Source organism: Bradyrhizobium ivorense (genome assembly GCF_900696085.1).
Classification (GTDB): domain Bacteria; phylum Pseudomonadota; class Alphaproteobacteria; order Rhizobiales; family Xanthobacteraceae; genus Bradyrhizobium; species Bradyrhizobium ivorense.
Window position 1 is genome coordinate 529,760 of the sequence record NZ_CAADFC020000004.1, and the last position, 14,512, is coordinate 544,271.

At 65.4% G+C, this 14,512-nt stretch carries 13 protein-coding genes; 10 read left to right on the top strand and 3 right to left on the bottom strand.

Annotated elements, in window-relative coordinates; translation table 11 throughout:
* The first annotated feature begins 166 nt into the window (after positions 1–166).
* The 7 genes from CI41S_RS03345 to CI41S_RS03375 all read left to right on the top strand — a co-directional run bounded on the left by CI41S_RS03345 (position 167) and on the right by CI41S_RS03375 (position 8,523).
* A complete protein-coding gene (locus tag CI41S_RS03345; RefSeq protein ID WP_044539269.1) occupies positions 167–505 on the top strand; it encodes a P-II family nitrogen regulator in 339 nt (112 codons plus the stop codon).
* A 41-nt stretch (positions 506–546) separates the two neighbouring features.
* Positions 547–1,995 (top strand): ammonium transporter, encoded by a 1,449-nt coding sequence (locus CI41S_RS03350; protein ID WP_139479560.1) that lies wholly within the window; start codon positions 547–549, stop codon positions 1,993–1,995.
* A gap of 200 nt (positions 1,996–2,195) precedes the next feature.
* Entirely contained in the window at positions 2,196–2,600 is a 405-nt protein-coding gene (locus CI41S_RS03355) for a GFA family protein (RefSeq protein WP_139857425.1), read from the top strand.
* A gap of 356 nt (positions 2,601–2,956) precedes the next feature.
* Positions 2,957–4,180, top strand: coding sequence for an aminotransferase class I/II-fold pyridoxal phosphate-dependent enzyme (locus CI41S_RS03360; RefSeq protein ID WP_139857426.1), 1,224 nt, complete (start codon positions 2,957–2,959; stop codon positions 4,178–4,180).
* Positions 4,181–4,196: 16 nt separating this feature from the next.
* Positions 4,197–6,683, top strand: a complete 2,487-nt coding sequence (locus tag CI41S_RS03365) for a DNA translocase FtsK (RefSeq protein ID WP_139857427.1) — start codon at positions 4,197–4,199, stop codon at positions 6,681–6,683.
* 98 nt (positions 6,684–6,781) lie between these two features.
* Positions 6,782–7,615 (top strand): outer membrane lipoprotein carrier protein LolA, encoded by an 834-nt coding sequence (locus tag CI41S_RS03370; protein ID WP_139857428.1) that lies wholly within the window; start codon positions 6,782–6,784, stop codon positions 7,613–7,615.
* Between the two features lie 92 nt (positions 7,616–7,707).
* Positions 7,708–8,523: an exodeoxyribonuclease III gene (locus CI41S_RS03375; RefSeq protein WP_139857429.1), complete on the top strand. Its 816-nt coding sequence runs from the start codon at positions 7,708–7,710 to the stop codon at positions 8,521–8,523.
* A 353-nt stretch (positions 8,524–8,876) separates the two neighbouring features.
* Here CI41S_RS03375 and CI41S_RS03380 read toward each other — a convergent pair whose 3' ends face one another.
* Together CI41S_RS03380 and CI41S_RS03385 are read right to left on the bottom strand one after the other, a co-directional pair.
* On the bottom strand, positions 8,877–9,317 hold the full coding sequence (locus CI41S_RS03380) for a cyclic nucleotide-binding domain-containing protein (protein WP_139479566.1): 441 nt from the start codon (positions 9,315–9,317) through the stop codon (positions 8,877–8,879).
* 59 nt (positions 9,318–9,376) lie between these two features.
* Positions 9,377–10,063: a response regulator transcription factor gene (locus tag CI41S_RS03385; RefSeq protein ID WP_139479567.1), complete on the bottom strand. Its 687-nt coding sequence runs from the start codon at positions 10,061–10,063 to the stop codon at positions 9,377–9,379.
* A gap of 274 nt (positions 10,064–10,337) precedes the next feature.
* Between CI41S_RS03385 and CI41S_RS03390 the strand changes: the two genes are divergently transcribed.
* Positions 10,338–10,877, top strand: a complete 540-nt coding sequence (locus tag CI41S_RS03390; RefSeq protein ID WP_139857430.1) for a L,D-transpeptidase family protein — start codon at positions 10,338–10,340, stop codon at positions 10,875–10,877.
* 14 nt (positions 10,878–10,891) lie between these two features.
* A complete protein-coding gene (locus tag CI41S_RS03395) occupies positions 10,892–11,677 on the top strand; it encodes a 2-keto-4-pentenoate hydratase (protein ID WP_139857431.1) in 786 nt (261 codons plus the stop codon).
* Positions 11,678–11,859: 182 nt separating this feature from the next.
* Here CI41S_RS03395 and CI41S_RS03400 read toward each other — a convergent pair whose 3' ends face one another.
* Positions 11,860–12,564, bottom strand: a complete 705-nt coding sequence (locus CI41S_RS03400; RefSeq protein ID WP_139857432.1) for a YggS family pyridoxal phosphate-dependent enzyme — start codon at positions 12,562–12,564, stop codon at positions 11,860–11,862.
* Between the two features lie 109 nt (positions 12,565–12,673).
* Between CI41S_RS03400 and CI41S_RS03405 the strand changes: the two genes are divergently transcribed.
* Positions 12,674–14,365, top strand: coding sequence for a sensor domain-containing diguanylate cyclase (locus CI41S_RS03405; RefSeq protein WP_139857433.1), 1,692 nt, complete (start codon positions 12,674–12,676; stop codon positions 14,363–14,365).
* Positions 14,366–14,512 lie beyond the last annotated feature (147 nt).

Below are 14,512 nucleotides of genomic sequence, written 5' to 3' on the forward strand. Positions count from 1 at the left end.
CGGGAAAAGAACCGGATTCATAAACCGTTAGCGAAGTCCCGCCGACTGGCACGGCATTTGATTCTAGGGGTCCCGGCTGTGCCCGCGTTGTGGATGTCCTCCGCGTGGTGGTTCTCAGTCGCAAACTTCCCGGTGTCCGCATCGGGTCCAAGCGGGGATAGGACTCATGAAAATTGTTATGGCGATCATTAAGCCATTCAAGCTCGAAGAGGTCCGTGACGCCCTGACCGCCATTGGCGTTCACGGTCTCACGGTGACGGAAGTCAAAGGTTACGGCCGTCAGAAGGGGCACACGGAAATCTATCGCGGCGCCGAATATGCCGTGAGCTTCCTGCCCAAGATCAAGATCGAGGTCGCAGTCGCCTCCGATCAGGTCGACAAGACCATCGACGCCATCACCGCTGCCGCCAAGACCGGGCAGATCGGCGACGGCAAGATCTTCGTCATCAGCCTCGAACACGCCGTGCGCATCCGCACCGGCGAGGCTGATGCCGCGGCCCTCTGATTTCGCGCTCAAACCTTACAAGACCTCAGGAGTAAAATAACATGACGTTCAAGCGTCCCTACGGCGCGGGACTGGCGGCACTTGCAGTCGGCCTGTTTGCCGCGACCGCCGCCTACGCCGAGCCAACCGTCAACAAGGGCGACAACGCCTGGATGCTGACCTCGACGGTGCTGGTGCTGCTGATGACCATCCCGGGCCTCGCGCTGTTCTACGGCGGTCTGGTCCGCTCCAAGAACATGCTCTCGGTGCTGGCGCAGGTGTTCTACACCGTCTGCCTCGTCACCGTGCTCTGGGCCCTCTACGGCTACAGCCTCGCCTTCACCGGCGGGTCCGACTTCATCGGCGGCTTCTCCAAGGCCTTCATGATGGGGATCACCACCGACTCGAAGGCGGCGACCTTCTCGGTCGACGCCAACATCTCGGAGCTGGTCTATGTCTGCTTCCAGATGACCTTCGCGGCGATCACCCCGGCCCTCATCGTCGGCGCCTTCGCCGAGCGCATGAAGTTCGCGGCGGTGGCGCTGTTCATCCCGCTCTGGGTGACCCTGATCTACTTCCCGATCGCGCACATGGTCTGGTACTGGCCGGGCCCGGACGCGATCCAGGATGCCGCCAAGGCGCTCGCCGCTGCGGCTGACGGCGCGGCCAAGACCGCGGCGCAGGCCAAGCTCGACGAGATCAACGCCGACGCCGGCTGGATCTTCAAGAAGGGCGCGATCGACTTCGCCGGCGGCACCGTGGTGCACATCAACGCGGGCATCGCCGGTCTCGTCGGCGCGCTGCTGATCGGCAAGCGCACCGGCTACGGCAAGGAGCTGATGGCTCCGCACTCGCTGACCATGACCATGATCGGCGCCTCGCTGCTCTGGGTCGGCTGGTTCGGCTTCAACGCCGGCTCCAACCTCGAAGCCAATGGCGGCGCTGCGCTCGCCATGACCAACTCCTTCGTGGCCACGGCCGCGGCGGCGCTGGCCTGGATGTTCGCGGAGTGGATCATCAAGGGCCATCCCTCGCTGCTCGGCGCGCTCTCGGGCGCGGTCGCGGGCCTCGTCGCGGTGACGCCGGCGGCCGGCTACGCCGGTCCGATGGGCGCCATCGTGCTCGGCCTCGTGGTCGGCGTGGTGTGCCTGTTCTTCTGCACCGTAGTGAAGAACGCGCTCGGCTATGACGACTCGCTCGACGTGTTCGGCGTCCACTGCGTCGGCGGCATCGTCGGCGCGCTCGGCACCGGCATCCTGGTCAACCCGGCGCTCGGCGGCGCGGGCATCATCGACTACACCGCGATCCCGCCGAAGGTCGCCGACTACGACCTCGTGACCCAGATGGTTTCGCAGTGCTGGGGCGTCGGCACCACGCTGGTGTGGTCGGGCATCGGCTCGGCGATCCTCTACAAGGTCGTCGACGTGATCGTCGGCCTGCGCGCCAATGTCGAGACCGAGCGTGAAGGCCTCGACATCACCGAGCACACCGAGCGCGCCTACAACATGTGAGTTCTCCCGGGGGGCGGCCTCCCCAAGCGGCCGCTCCCAGAACTACGGCCCGGGCACATACCCGGCAATGCCCGGACCGTTGAGGGGCTCCAGCGCAAGTTGGAGCCCCTTTCTTTTTCCCCGCGCTTGAGAAAAAATTGTCAGAATAACGTGCCACCGTGGAATGATACGGTCAGACCAACAACAATCGGGAGGACGTCATGAAGCTCGAAGGCGGATGCTATTGCGGCAAGGTGCGCTATGAGGCCGAGGGCGAGCCGATGATGGCGGCGCAGTGTCTGTGCCGCGAGTGCCAGTACATCACCGGCGGCGGGCCGAATATGTTCATGGCGATGCCGACCACCGGCTTCAAATACACCGCAAGCGAGCCCAAGCAGTTCACCCGCAAGGACCTCGAGCGTGCGGTCACCCGCGAATTCTGCCCGGAATGCGGCACGCATTTGGTGACCAAGGTACCCGGTCTGCCCGCCACCATCCTCAAGGTCGGCACCTTCGACGACCCCTCGGTGTTCAGCCCGCAGATGACGATCTACACCTGCGACAAGCAGACCTTCCACCACGTGCCCGACGGCAAGCCGGCCTTCGAGAAGCTGCCGGCGCGGTAGGCGAGCGCTTGTCATGGCCGGGCTTGACCCGGCCATCCATCCCGCTTCGCAAGATTCTTTCCCGATTGATGGATGCCCGGGTCAAGCCCGGGCATTACGAGTCGTGGGAGGCCGCATCAGCAGGACTTCGCGCTCCGGCGTGATGATGAGCGCTCTGATAGCGCGGCGAAAAATCATGTCTCAGTACAATTTTTCCGGGGCCCGCGCTGCTATCATGCGGGCAGGCTTCTCCGCAGTTCGGACCGGGCGCCGATGGTTAATCGCGTCTTAACCTCGCCCTATCTATGGTGACTTGATCGGTTTACGGTCGGCCCCCCTCCACCCCCGACCGCAGTGAAAGTGCTGGCGCTTCAAACATGGCAATGACCGCCTCATCCGGCGTGGCGCAGGGCGCCGGCAATGTCGCATCCGGCCAGGCCGAGCGTTCCCCATTCGTGCGGACCACCGAGCTGCTGGCACCCTACCAGCCGGCTAAGCCCTTGATTACGCTATCAGTCGGCGAGCCGCAGCACCCGGTGCCGGAGTTCGTCGGACCGGTGCTGGCGAAGCATACCGCCGAGTTCGGCCGCTATCCGATGGCCAAGGGCATCGAGCCGTTCCGCCGTGCCGCCGCGGCCTGGCTGTCGAGCCGGTTCCGGCTGCCCCGGGCGGTCGATCCGGAGAGCGAGGTGCTCGTGCTGAACGGCAGCCGCGAGGGGCTGTTCTTTGCCGCGATCACGGCCGCCCGTTACGTCAGTCCGCGCAAGGGACGGCCGGCGATCCTGATGCCGAACCCATTCTACCCGGCCTATGGCGCCGGCACCCGCGCCGCCGGCTGCGAGCAGATCTATCTGCCGACCACGCTCGCCAACGGTTTTCTGCCCGACCTCGATTCGATCGACGAGGCGACCTGGGCGCGCACCGTCGCGTTCTTCATCGCCTCGCCGGCGAACCCGCAGGGCTCGGTCGCCTCGCGCGCCTACTTCATGCGGCTGAAGGAGCTCGCCGACCGTTACGGCTTCATCATCTTGAGCGACGAGTGCTACTCGGAGATCTATACCCGCGAGGCGCCGGGCAGCATGCTGGAATGCGCCGGGCCCGACTTCGCCAATGTGGTCGTGTTCCAATCACTGTCGAAGCGCTCGAACCTGCCAGGCATGCGCGTCGGCTTCGCCGCCGGCGACAAAAAGTTTTTGGCCGCATTCCTCGAGCTGCGTAACGTCGCGGCGCCGCAGGTACCGGTGCCGCTGCAGCATGTCGCGGTCGCCGCCTACGGCGACGAGGCGCATGTCGAGGAGAACCGCCGGCTCTATCGCATCAAGTTCGATTTCGCCGACCAGATTCTCGGCAACCGCTACGGCTTCAAGCGACCGGCCGGAGGCTTCTGCGTCTGGCTCGATGTCTCCGATCGCGGCGGCGACGAGGCGGTGACGGTGCAGCTCTATCGCGACGCCGGCGTGCGGGTAATTCCCGGCAGCTATTTGGCGCGCCAGCAGAACGACGGTTCCAATCCGGGCGCGGGCTACATCCGCCTTGCGCTGGTCTCCGACAGTGAATCCACGGCGGAGGCGTTGCACCGCCTGGTCGAAACCCTGGGTTAATCGCAAAGCGCGAAGATTGAGTATGCCTGCGATCGAACGAGTCATTCCCCTGGTCGGCCATCTGCCGCACTCCATGCGCGAGGCGCTGGCGCGGCGGCTGCGCGAATTGACCGGGCTCGGCCTGATCGCGCTGTCGGGCGTGGTCGCGGCGGCGCTGATGACCTGGTCGGTGCAGGACCCTTCGCTGAGCCACGCCACCTCGCGCGCGATCCGCAATGTGGTCGGCTATCCCGGTGCGATCGGCGCGGATCTCTTGATGCAGATCCTCGGGCTCGGCGCGATCATGCTGGTGCTGCCGGTCGCGGTGTGGGGCTGGCGGATGCTGACGCACCGGCCGTTCGACCGCGAAGCGCTACGGCTCGGCTGCTGGATCCTCACCACCGTGATCGCGGCGGGCTTTGCCAGCTGCTGGCCGCACAACACCGCCTGGCCGCTGCCGACCGGGCTCGGCGGCGTGGTCGGCGATGCGCTGCTGCGCGCGCCGGCGGTGGCATTCGGTCCGCCCGGCTTCATCTACCGCGTCGTGCTCGGCCTGATCCTGTTTGTCGCAATGGTGCCGTGCTTCCTGTTCGCCTGCGGCTGGGGTGCCAAAGAGCAGGATGACGAGCTGACGCCGATCGCCGATGACGACGAGCCGTTCGTCGAGGAGGACGAGGACCGCAGCTCGGTCTCGCTGGGCTGGCTGTTCCATGCGCTGATGAGCGCCAAGGCGCGGCTCGGCTGGCTGTTCACCACCGCCTACAAATCGCTGGTATCGAGCGCCTCGCAGGGTCGCGCCGGCGCCTTCGAGCGCCAGGAACCGAATATCGGCGGCAGCGGCCGCGCCGCGCCCTCGATCGCGCCCGCCGGACACGACCAGGACGAAGACGAAGCCTTCGACCACGGCGGCGACGATGAGGAAGACGAGGACGAGGACGAGGAAGCTCCCGCTGCCCGCGCCCCGCGCAAGAAAGCCGAGCCGAAGCCGAAGAAAAGGAATTCGGACAAGTTCGAGCTGCCGTCCGTCTCCGTGCTCACGGCGCCGAAGGCCAGCGACCGCCAGCCGCTGAGCAAGGCCGAGCTGGAAGCCAATTCGCGCGCGCTGGAGGGCGTGCTGCAGGATTTCGGCGTGCGCGGCGAGATCGTCAAAGCCAATCCCGGTCCTGTGGTGACGCTGTACGAGCTCGAGCCGGCGCCTGGCATCAAATCGTCGCGCGTCATCGGCCTGTCCGACGACATCGCCCGCTCGATGAGCGCGCTGTCGGCCCGCGTCGCCGTCGTCGCCGGCCGCAATGCGATCGGCATCGAGCTGCCGAACGCGCATCGCGAGAAGGTTTATCTGCGCGAGCTCCTGGTCGCCAAGGAGAGCACCGAGTCGGTTGCAAAACTGCCGTTGTGCCTCGGCAAGACCATCGGCGGCGACCCTGTCATCATCGATCTCGCGCGCACGCCGCACATGCTGATCGCCGGCACCACCGGCTCCGGCAAATCGGTCGCGATCAACACCATGATCCTCAGCCTGGTCTACCGGCTGCGCCCGGATCAGTGCCGCCTGATCATGGTCGACCCGAAGATGCTCGAACTCTCCGTCTATGACGGCATTCCCCATCTGCTGACGCCCGTCGTCACCGATCCGAAGAAGGCGGTGGTGGCGCTGAAGTGGGCGGTGCGCGAGATGGAAGAGCGCTACAAGAAGATGGCCAAGCTCGGCGTCCGCAACATCGACGGCTACAACCAGCGCCTGGTCGAAGCCAAGACCAAGGGCGAGGAGCTGACGCGGACCGTGCACACCGGCTTCGACAAGGAGACCGGCAAGGCGATCTACGAGGAAGAGAAGCTCGACCTCGATCCGCTGCCCTACATCGTCATCATCGTCGACGAGATGGCCGACCTCATGATGGTCGCCGGCAAGGACATCGAAGGCGCGGTGCAGCGTCTCGCGCAGATGGCGCGCGCCGCGGGCCTGCACGTGATCCTCGCGACGCAACGTCCGTCGGTCGACGTCATCACCGGCACGATCAAGGCGAACTTCCCGACCCGCATTGCCTTCCAGGTCACGTCGAAGATCGACAGCCGCACCATTCTGGGCGAGATGGGCGCCGAGCAGCTGCTTGGCCAGGGCGACATGCTCTATATGGCCGGCGGCGGCCGCATCAGCCGCGTGCACGGCCCGTTCGCGTCGGATGAAGAAGTCGAGAAGGTGGTGCGTCATCTCAAGACGCAAGGCGCGCCGGAATATCTCGAGGCGGTCACCGCGGAAGAACCCGCGGAGGGCGAGGACGGCGCGGTGTTCGACGCCACAGGCATGGGCGGCGACGGCGGCGGCGATCTGTTCACGCAGGCGGTTGCGATCGTCAAGCGCGACCGCAAGGCCTCGACCTCCTACATTCAGCGCCGGCTGCAAATCGGTTATAACCGCGCCGCCTCGCTGATGGAGCGGATGGAACTGGAAGGTATCGTCGGCCCGGCCAATCACGCCGGAAAGCGCGAAATCCTAGTCGGCGAGGAAGAAGGCCAGTTCTGACCGGGGGCGATCATCACGGAAAAACCATATCTCCCTCGGAAGAGGCGGGATAAAGTCGGGCAAGCGGGACGAGCGTCGAACAGAGACTGACATATCTGATGGCAAAACACCTCACTCACCGCGGCACGCGCACCGCGCTGGCTCTCCTCGTCTCCGCTGCGATCGCCGGTGCTGCCACCGCGCAGAACGCGCCGGCGCCGCAAAAGCCCGCGCCGGCGCCCAAAGCGGCGCCGAAGGCCAAGGACGCCGGCGCCCAGAGCAATGCGCAGGACAAGGATAAGGACAAGGGCCCGACGACGACGGGCGCCACCCAGGCACCGCCGAACCCGGTGATCCCCGATCCGCGGCGCAACGTGCCCGCCAACATCTTCCAGACCTTCGACGCCAACCAGAAGGCGCAGGCCGCCAAGGTCTCGGCCTATCTGTCGTCGCTGCAGACCATGGTCGGCAATTTCGTCCAGGTCGGCCCCGACGGCACCAAGACCAAGGGCGATTTCTACATCCAGAAGCCCGGCAAGGTGCGCTTCGAATATGAGGAGCCGAGCCCGATCGAGATCATCGCCGACGGCTCGTCGGTGGCGGTGCGCGACCGCCGGCTCGCCACCCAGGACATCTATCCGCTGTCGCAGACCCCGCTGCGCTATCTGCTGTCGGACCGCATCGACCTGATGAAGGACACCAACGTCATCAGCGTCACCGCCGACGACGTCTTCGTCAGCATCACCATCGAGGAGAAGCAGGCGCTGGTCGGCACCAGCCGCTTCCTGCTGATGGTCGGTGCTAAGGACGGCAAGCTCAAGCAGTGGACCGTCACCGATCCGCAGGGCTACGACACCACGGTTGCGGTCTACAATCTCGACGTCAACCAGAAGCCCGATCCGGCGCTGTTCAAGATCGATTTCACGACCTATCCGGGCAGCTCGCCGGGGTAGCCTCGTCTTCTCCCTCGCAAGCGGGCGAGGTGAGATCCCGCTTGTGGACAAGGCCTCGGCCGCAGCGAGAACCGTGCTAAGACGCAGCTCTCATGCGGTTCTCCGTCACCACCTGGAACATCAATTCGGTGCGCCTGCGCATCGATATCGTCGCCAAATTCATCAAGGCGGCGCGACCGGACGTACTCTGTCTGCAGGAGACCAAATGCATCGACGATGCGTTTCCGCTGAAGCGTTTCAAGCGGCTCGGCTATGAGCATGTCGCGCTGAACGGGCAGAAGGGCTATCACGGCGTCGCCATCGTCTCGCGGTTGCCGTTCGAGAGCACCGACATCAGGACGTTCTGCGACAAGCTCGATTCACGGCATGTCTCGGTCTCGTTCGGCGAGAAGGCGCAGCTGGCAAAGCCGCTGGTGCTGCATAATTTCTACGTGCCGGCCGGCGGCGACATCCCCGATCCCGCGCTCAATCCGAAGTTCGAGCACAAGCTGCAATTCCTCGACGAGATGAAAGCTTGCGAGCCGCTGCATCCGCGCGGCGACGACCGCCACATCCTGGTCGGCGACCTCAACGTCGCGCCGCACGAGAACGACGTGTGGTCGCACAAGCAGCTGTTGAAGGTGGTCTCGCACACGCCGGTCGAGACCGAAAAGCTGCTCGCAGCGCAAGCGCATGGCGAATGGTTCGACATCGCGCGCGAGCGCATTCCGATGTCGGAAAAGGTCTACACCTGGTGGAGCTACCGCGCCGCCGACTGGACAGTCGGTGACCGCGGCCGCCGGCTCGATCACATCTGGGTGTCGCGCGCGCTGAAGGATTCTGTCAGCGACTTCAAGATCACCCGCGACGCCCGCAGCTGGGATCGCCCGTCGGACCACGTGCCGGTGACGGCGGTGCTGGAGGTGTGACTGGTCTCGCCGAACCAGGCCCGTGATCCGTCACCCTGAGAGGGTGTGAAGCTTTGTCCTCACCCACCGCTGTCATCGCCCGGCCTGTGCGCAATTGCGCACATGGACCGGGCGATCCAGTACGCCGCGGCCTCTCGGTTCATTCACCACTGCCTCTGGAATACTGGATCACCCGCATGCGCGGGTGATGACACCGAGCAAGTTGAGCTAACCAACCCGTCACCCTGAGGTGCGAGCTCTTGCGAGCCTCGAAGGGTCGACGGCCCCGCTGGTGGCCGATTCATCCTTCGAGGCTCGCAAGAGCTCGCACCTCAGGATGACGGATCAGAGAGCTTTCGCCGGGATGGCGCCGGCTATGTACTCAGCTTGGCGCCCGCCATCAAAATATCGCTGGCGAGCTGGCTGGTCCGCATCGCCATTTCATCGCGCAGGCGGCGGGCGGCGGCGGGATCGCTTTCCAGCACGCGCTGAAAGAGAGAGCGCGCGACGCGGATGACGGAGGCGCGCTCCAGCGCGATCGCCGTGGACGGCCGCTTCATCGCGACGATCAGTGCGAGCTCGCCGATCAGCGCGCCGGGCGCCGCGACGATCTCGGCGCCGCCTTCCTCGACCCGAAAGGTACCGCGCTGCACGACATAGCCGGCATCGGCGTCGTCGCCGGCGCGGAACAGCACGTCGCCGGTATTGAAGTCGCGTTGCTCGGAGCCGATCGCCAGCATGCGCAGGGAGCTCTCGCCCAACAGACGCATCGTCGGGACCCGCTCGAGCAGGGCTACGTCATCATCGATCGACATTCAGGGCCGGTGACCGGGGGGTGCGCCTCGATTTCACGAATCGTTGAGCGCAAAGCGTATCACGGCACCAGCTTGTAGCCACCGGCTTCCGTGACCAGGATTTCCGGGTTGGCGGCGTCCTTCTCGATCTTCTGGCGGAGGCGGTAGATGTGGGTTTCAAGCGTGTGGGTGGTGACACCGGAATTGTAGCCCCAGACCTCCTGGAGCAGGGTCTCGCGCGACACCGGCAGCTGGCCGGCACGGTAGAGGAAGCGCAGGATCGCGGTTTCCTTCTCGGTCAGCCGCACCTTCCGGGCATTGGGACCGGTCAGCATCTTGGAGCCGGGCCGGAACGAGTAGGGGCCGACCGAGAACACCGCGTCCTCGCTGGCCTCGTGCTGGCGCAGCTGCGCCCGGATCCGGGCGAGCAGCACGGCGAAGCGGAACGGCTTGGCCACATAGTCGTTGGCACCGCTTTCCAGACCGAGAATCGTGTCGGAATCAGTGTCGTGGCCGGTCAGCATGATGATCGGGGCCTTGAAGCCGCCCTTGCGCAAGCTGCGGACCACTTCGCGGCCGTCGGTGTCGGGCAGGCCGACATCCATCAGAACGAGATCGGGAGAGTTGGCTTTGGCGGCGCTGGCGCCCTTGGCGCCGGTATCGACAGCGGAGGCTTCGAATTCTTCGTGCAGCGAGAGCTGCTCGACCAGCGTATCGCGCAGATCGGTATCGTCATCCACGATCAAGATCTTGCGGGCATTGGCCATAGGTACAATCCTTCGGGGCGGGGCGGTCAGAAGCGAGCGCTTATGGCCGTAACGTGGTCTAGACGTGACCTGAGCTGGTCCAGCCGGACTTGGGCTAGATATGCTCTCAGGTAGGCGATTGTTACCGATTCACAAGGCGACGCAGTTTACCCCAGAATCAGCGGGCAGGAGGTGAATGTCCTGTAATACCGCGGGAATAGTGCAAATGGGGCTTTCGAGGCAAGTTCGATTTGGAACGATTCTTAAAGGAAGACCAGCTATTTCAATCACTTATATGACAGAAAGACGTGATCATCTGCTCTCTAGCGTGCACGTGCAGCGCGCCGCCGGCGACCCGCGGCGGGGCTGGCTTTCGGCCGGCGGCTGGACCGTGCCGGTGGCGCTCGGGCGCGGCGGCATCCTCGCCAACAAGCGCGAAGGCGACGGCGGTACGCCGCGCGGCATCTACCATCCGCTGCGTCTGTGGTGGCGTGCCGACCGTCACCAGCGGCCCAAAACCTTCCTGCCGACGCGGCCGATCCGGCTCGACGACGCCTGGTGCGAGGACCCCGCCGATCGCCACTACAACCAGCCGATCCGGCTCGGCGCGGAGCAGGCCGGCGACCGCCTGACGCGTGCCGATCACCTCTACGACTTCATCGTCGAGATCGACCACAACGCCGCGCCGCGCGTCGCCGGCCGCGGCAGCGCCGTGTTCCTGCATCTGGCGCGGCCGAATTTCGCGCCGACCGCGGGCTGCGTCTCGATGACCAAAGCGTCGATGCTGCGCCTGTTGCGGCGGATGAGCCCGCGGACCAGGATTGTCATCGGGTAAATTGGGAATTCGAAATGCTCGACGACAACCAGATCGCGGCCGCCGCAAAAATCCTCAACGCGCACTGGCGCGCGGGCACAAAGCTCGGCGCACTCGACGCGGCGATCCGGCCGCGTGATCGCGCCGAGGGCTATGCGGTGCAGGCGGCGCTGGAAAAAACCTCGCGCGAAAAGCTGTTCGGCTGGAAGATCGCCGCGACCAGCACGGCCGGGCAGAAGCACATCAATGTCGCGGGACCGCTGGCCGGGCGCATTCTTGCCGAAACCGTGATCGCTGATGGCGGCACTGCCTCGATGGCCGGCAACGAGATGCGTGTCGGCGAGCCGGAATTCTGCTTCCGCATGGCGCGCGACCTACCGCCGCGCGCGACACCCTACAGCGTGCAGGAGGTGCTCGACGCCGTCGCCACGCTGCATCCGGCGATCGAGATCCCGGACTCGCGCTTCGCCGACTTCACCGCCGCAGGCGAAGCGCAGCTGATCGCCGACAATGCCTGCGCGCATCTGTTCGTGCTTGGGCCCGCGACATCCGCCGACTGGCGCGCCATGGATCTGGTCGAGGAGCGCCCGACGATCACGCTGCGCGGCGAGCGCACTATCGGCCATGGCAAGAACGTGCTCGGTGATCCCCGTGTCGCACTCGCCTGGTGCGCCAATGAGCTGCGCGGCCTCGGCCTCACGCTGCGCGCCGGCGAGGTCGTCACCACAGGCACCTGCCACCCGCCGCTGCCAATCGCGGCGGGCGACACGTTCGCCGTGGATTTCGGCGTGCTCGGCAAGGTGTCGGTGAAGTTCGGATAAGACGACAACCAAACCAACACCGTCATCCTGAGGTGCGAGCCTTGCAGCGCAATTGCGCTGCTGGGCGAGCCTCGAAGGATGAATCGGCCCGGCTGGTGGCCGTCGATCCTTCGAGGCTCGCCGAAGAGGCTCGCACCTCAGGATGACGGGACGAATAGCGGTGCATGAGCCAGGAATAACGGCTAAGCGTGCGGCGCCGTCCGCGTGCCGAAGATCGCCGAGCCGACGCGCACATGCGTCGCGCCCATCTGGATCGCGGTGGCGAAATCCGCGCTCATGCCCATCGACAGATTCTTCAAGCCGTTGCGCGCGGCAATTTTTGCGCAGAGTGCGAAATGCGGGGCCGGGGCCTGGTCGACCGGCGGGATGCACATCAGTCCGGAAATCGCGAGGCCATACTTCTCGCGACACGCCGCGATGAAGGTATCGGCGTCCTGCGGTGCGACGCCGGCCTTCTGCGGCTCCTCGCCGGTGTTGATCTGGACGAACAATTCCGGCTGCTTGCCCTGAGATTTGATTTCCTTGGCTAACGCTTCGCAAATGCTGGCGCGGTCGACCGAATGGATCGCGTCGAACAGCGCCACCGCCTCTTTCGCCTTGTTCGATTGCAGCGGCCCGATCAGGTGCAGCTTCAAGCCGGGATGATCCTGCGTTAACGCCGGCCATTTGCCCTTGGCCTCCTGCACGCGATTTTCGCCGAATACGCGCTGTCCGGCGCCGATTATCGGCAAAATTGCATCGGCGGCGAAGGTCTTCGACACCGCGATCAGCGTCACCGATGCGGGGTCGCGCCGCGCTTCCTTGCAGGCGCGCGCGATCTCCTGCGCCACGGCGGCGAGGCCGTGTGGTGAATCAGCCGATAACGGCGTGGTTTGGCTTTGCGTCATGCTTGTGCCGTTCTCTGACAGATGGTGGGCTTGGGTCGAATTTTACCAAATTCGGGAAAGGCTTTTTGAAGCCCTTCATTCTACCTTGGCGCACGGGGCAAGGACGAGAATGTCGGGCGTAACTTTCAACCGCAACCGGGTCAAACTCAAGAAGCTTCTGGGCATTCGTGCCCGGCTGGCCCTGCTTGCCGTGATGCTGGTCGCGCCGCTGATGCTCGACCGCGTCCGCACGCTGGAGAATTCCCGCGCCACGCAGATCGCGCAGGCCGCGGATGGTTACGCCAATCTGACCCGCCACGCCGCCGAAACCCAGCGCGAGGTGGTGTCGTCGGTCGAAACCATGCTGAAATCGGCCGCCTATATCCGGGCTTCCGGCGGAGTCGCGCGGAGCTGCGAGCTGCTGCGCGCCAGCCTGCCGACGGTTCTGCCGTGGATCCGCAGCATCATGTTCGTGTCGCGGGATGGGCTGGTGCAATGTTCCACCCTCAACGTTCAGGTCGGGCTCGACCTCAGCGACCGCGACTATTTCAAGAAGGCGCAGGACACCCGCGGCTTCGTCTTCAGCGACTATCTGTTCGGCAAGACCAACGGCCGTCCGATGATGATGGCGGCCTATCCGGTCGCTGCGATCAATCCGGAACAGGACGCCGTGGTCGTCGCCGGCATCAACATCGACTGGCTGTCGCAGATCATGGGCAATCTCGGCGGCCAGCCGGGGATGTCGGCGGTGCTGGTCGACAGTACCGGCGTCGTGATCGCCGCGCCAAAGGACCATGCGAGCCTGATCGGCCACTCGCTCGATACCATCCCGCTGATGGCGGCGATCGCGGAGAAGGCGTTGAGCTACGACGAGCCGTCGGGCTCGGTGTCGTTCACGGCGGCCGACGGCGCGCAGCGCACGCTGAGCTTTGCCCGTATCGCCGGCACGCAATCGCGGCTGATCGTCAGCATGGACGAAGCCAAGGTGACGGCGGCGATCAACCGCGAGATCCGCACCGCCTATCTGCAGCTCGGCTTCGTCTGCCTGTTCGTGTTGCTGGGCGCCCTCGTCGGCGCCGAGCGGCTGGTGATCCATCCGATCGGTCTGATGACCGGCATGGCGCGCCGCTTCGGCGAGGGCGACTGGTCGGCGCGTGTCGCCAAGCAGAAACTGCCCGCGGAATTCGTGCCGCTGGCGCGCGCCTTCAACGCGATGGCGGCGCAGCTCAGCCAGCGCGAGCGCGAGCTCGTCGCCTCCAACGACCGTCTCACCGTGATGGCCTCGATCGATGCGCTGTCCGGCCTTGCCAATCGCCGCGGCTTCCAGAGCCGGCTCGATTTCGAGTGGATGAAGGCGCAGCAATATGACTGCGCACTGTCGCTGCTGATGATCGATGTCGATCACTTCAAGCTCTACAACGACACCTATGGCCATCCCGAAGGCGACGCCTGCCTGACCCGGATCGGCGCAACGCTGGCCGGCATCGCCGCCGACACCATGGGCTTTGCCGGTCGCTACGGCGGCGAGGAATTCTGTCTGCTGCTGCCCAACACCGATGCGCCGCATGCGCTCGCGATCGGCGAGACCGTGCGCACCGCCATCCTCGGCCTCGCCGTGCCCCATTGCACCTCCGGCCACGGCATCGTCACCGTCAGCGTCGGCGTCGCCAGCACCAGGCCGAACGACGTCCACACCCCCGGCGACCTGATCGAAGCGGCGGACGCCGCGCTCTATGCCGCCAAGCGCGGCGGGCGGAATGCGGTGGTCGAGCACGGATTTGTGCAGCGGCTCGACGAAGCTGGGATGGCGCTGGCGAGCTAGCGGCTTCTGTTCTCGCCGTCGTCCTGGCTTTTCGCCAGGACGACGGTGAGGGTGGTTCCGAGCGCCCGACGGGCGTCTCCGGGCCGCCCTGCGGCGGCGGCAGGGCCGCTACGCCCGTGGGTGCGGCCTTTGGGCCCCCCAAACCGT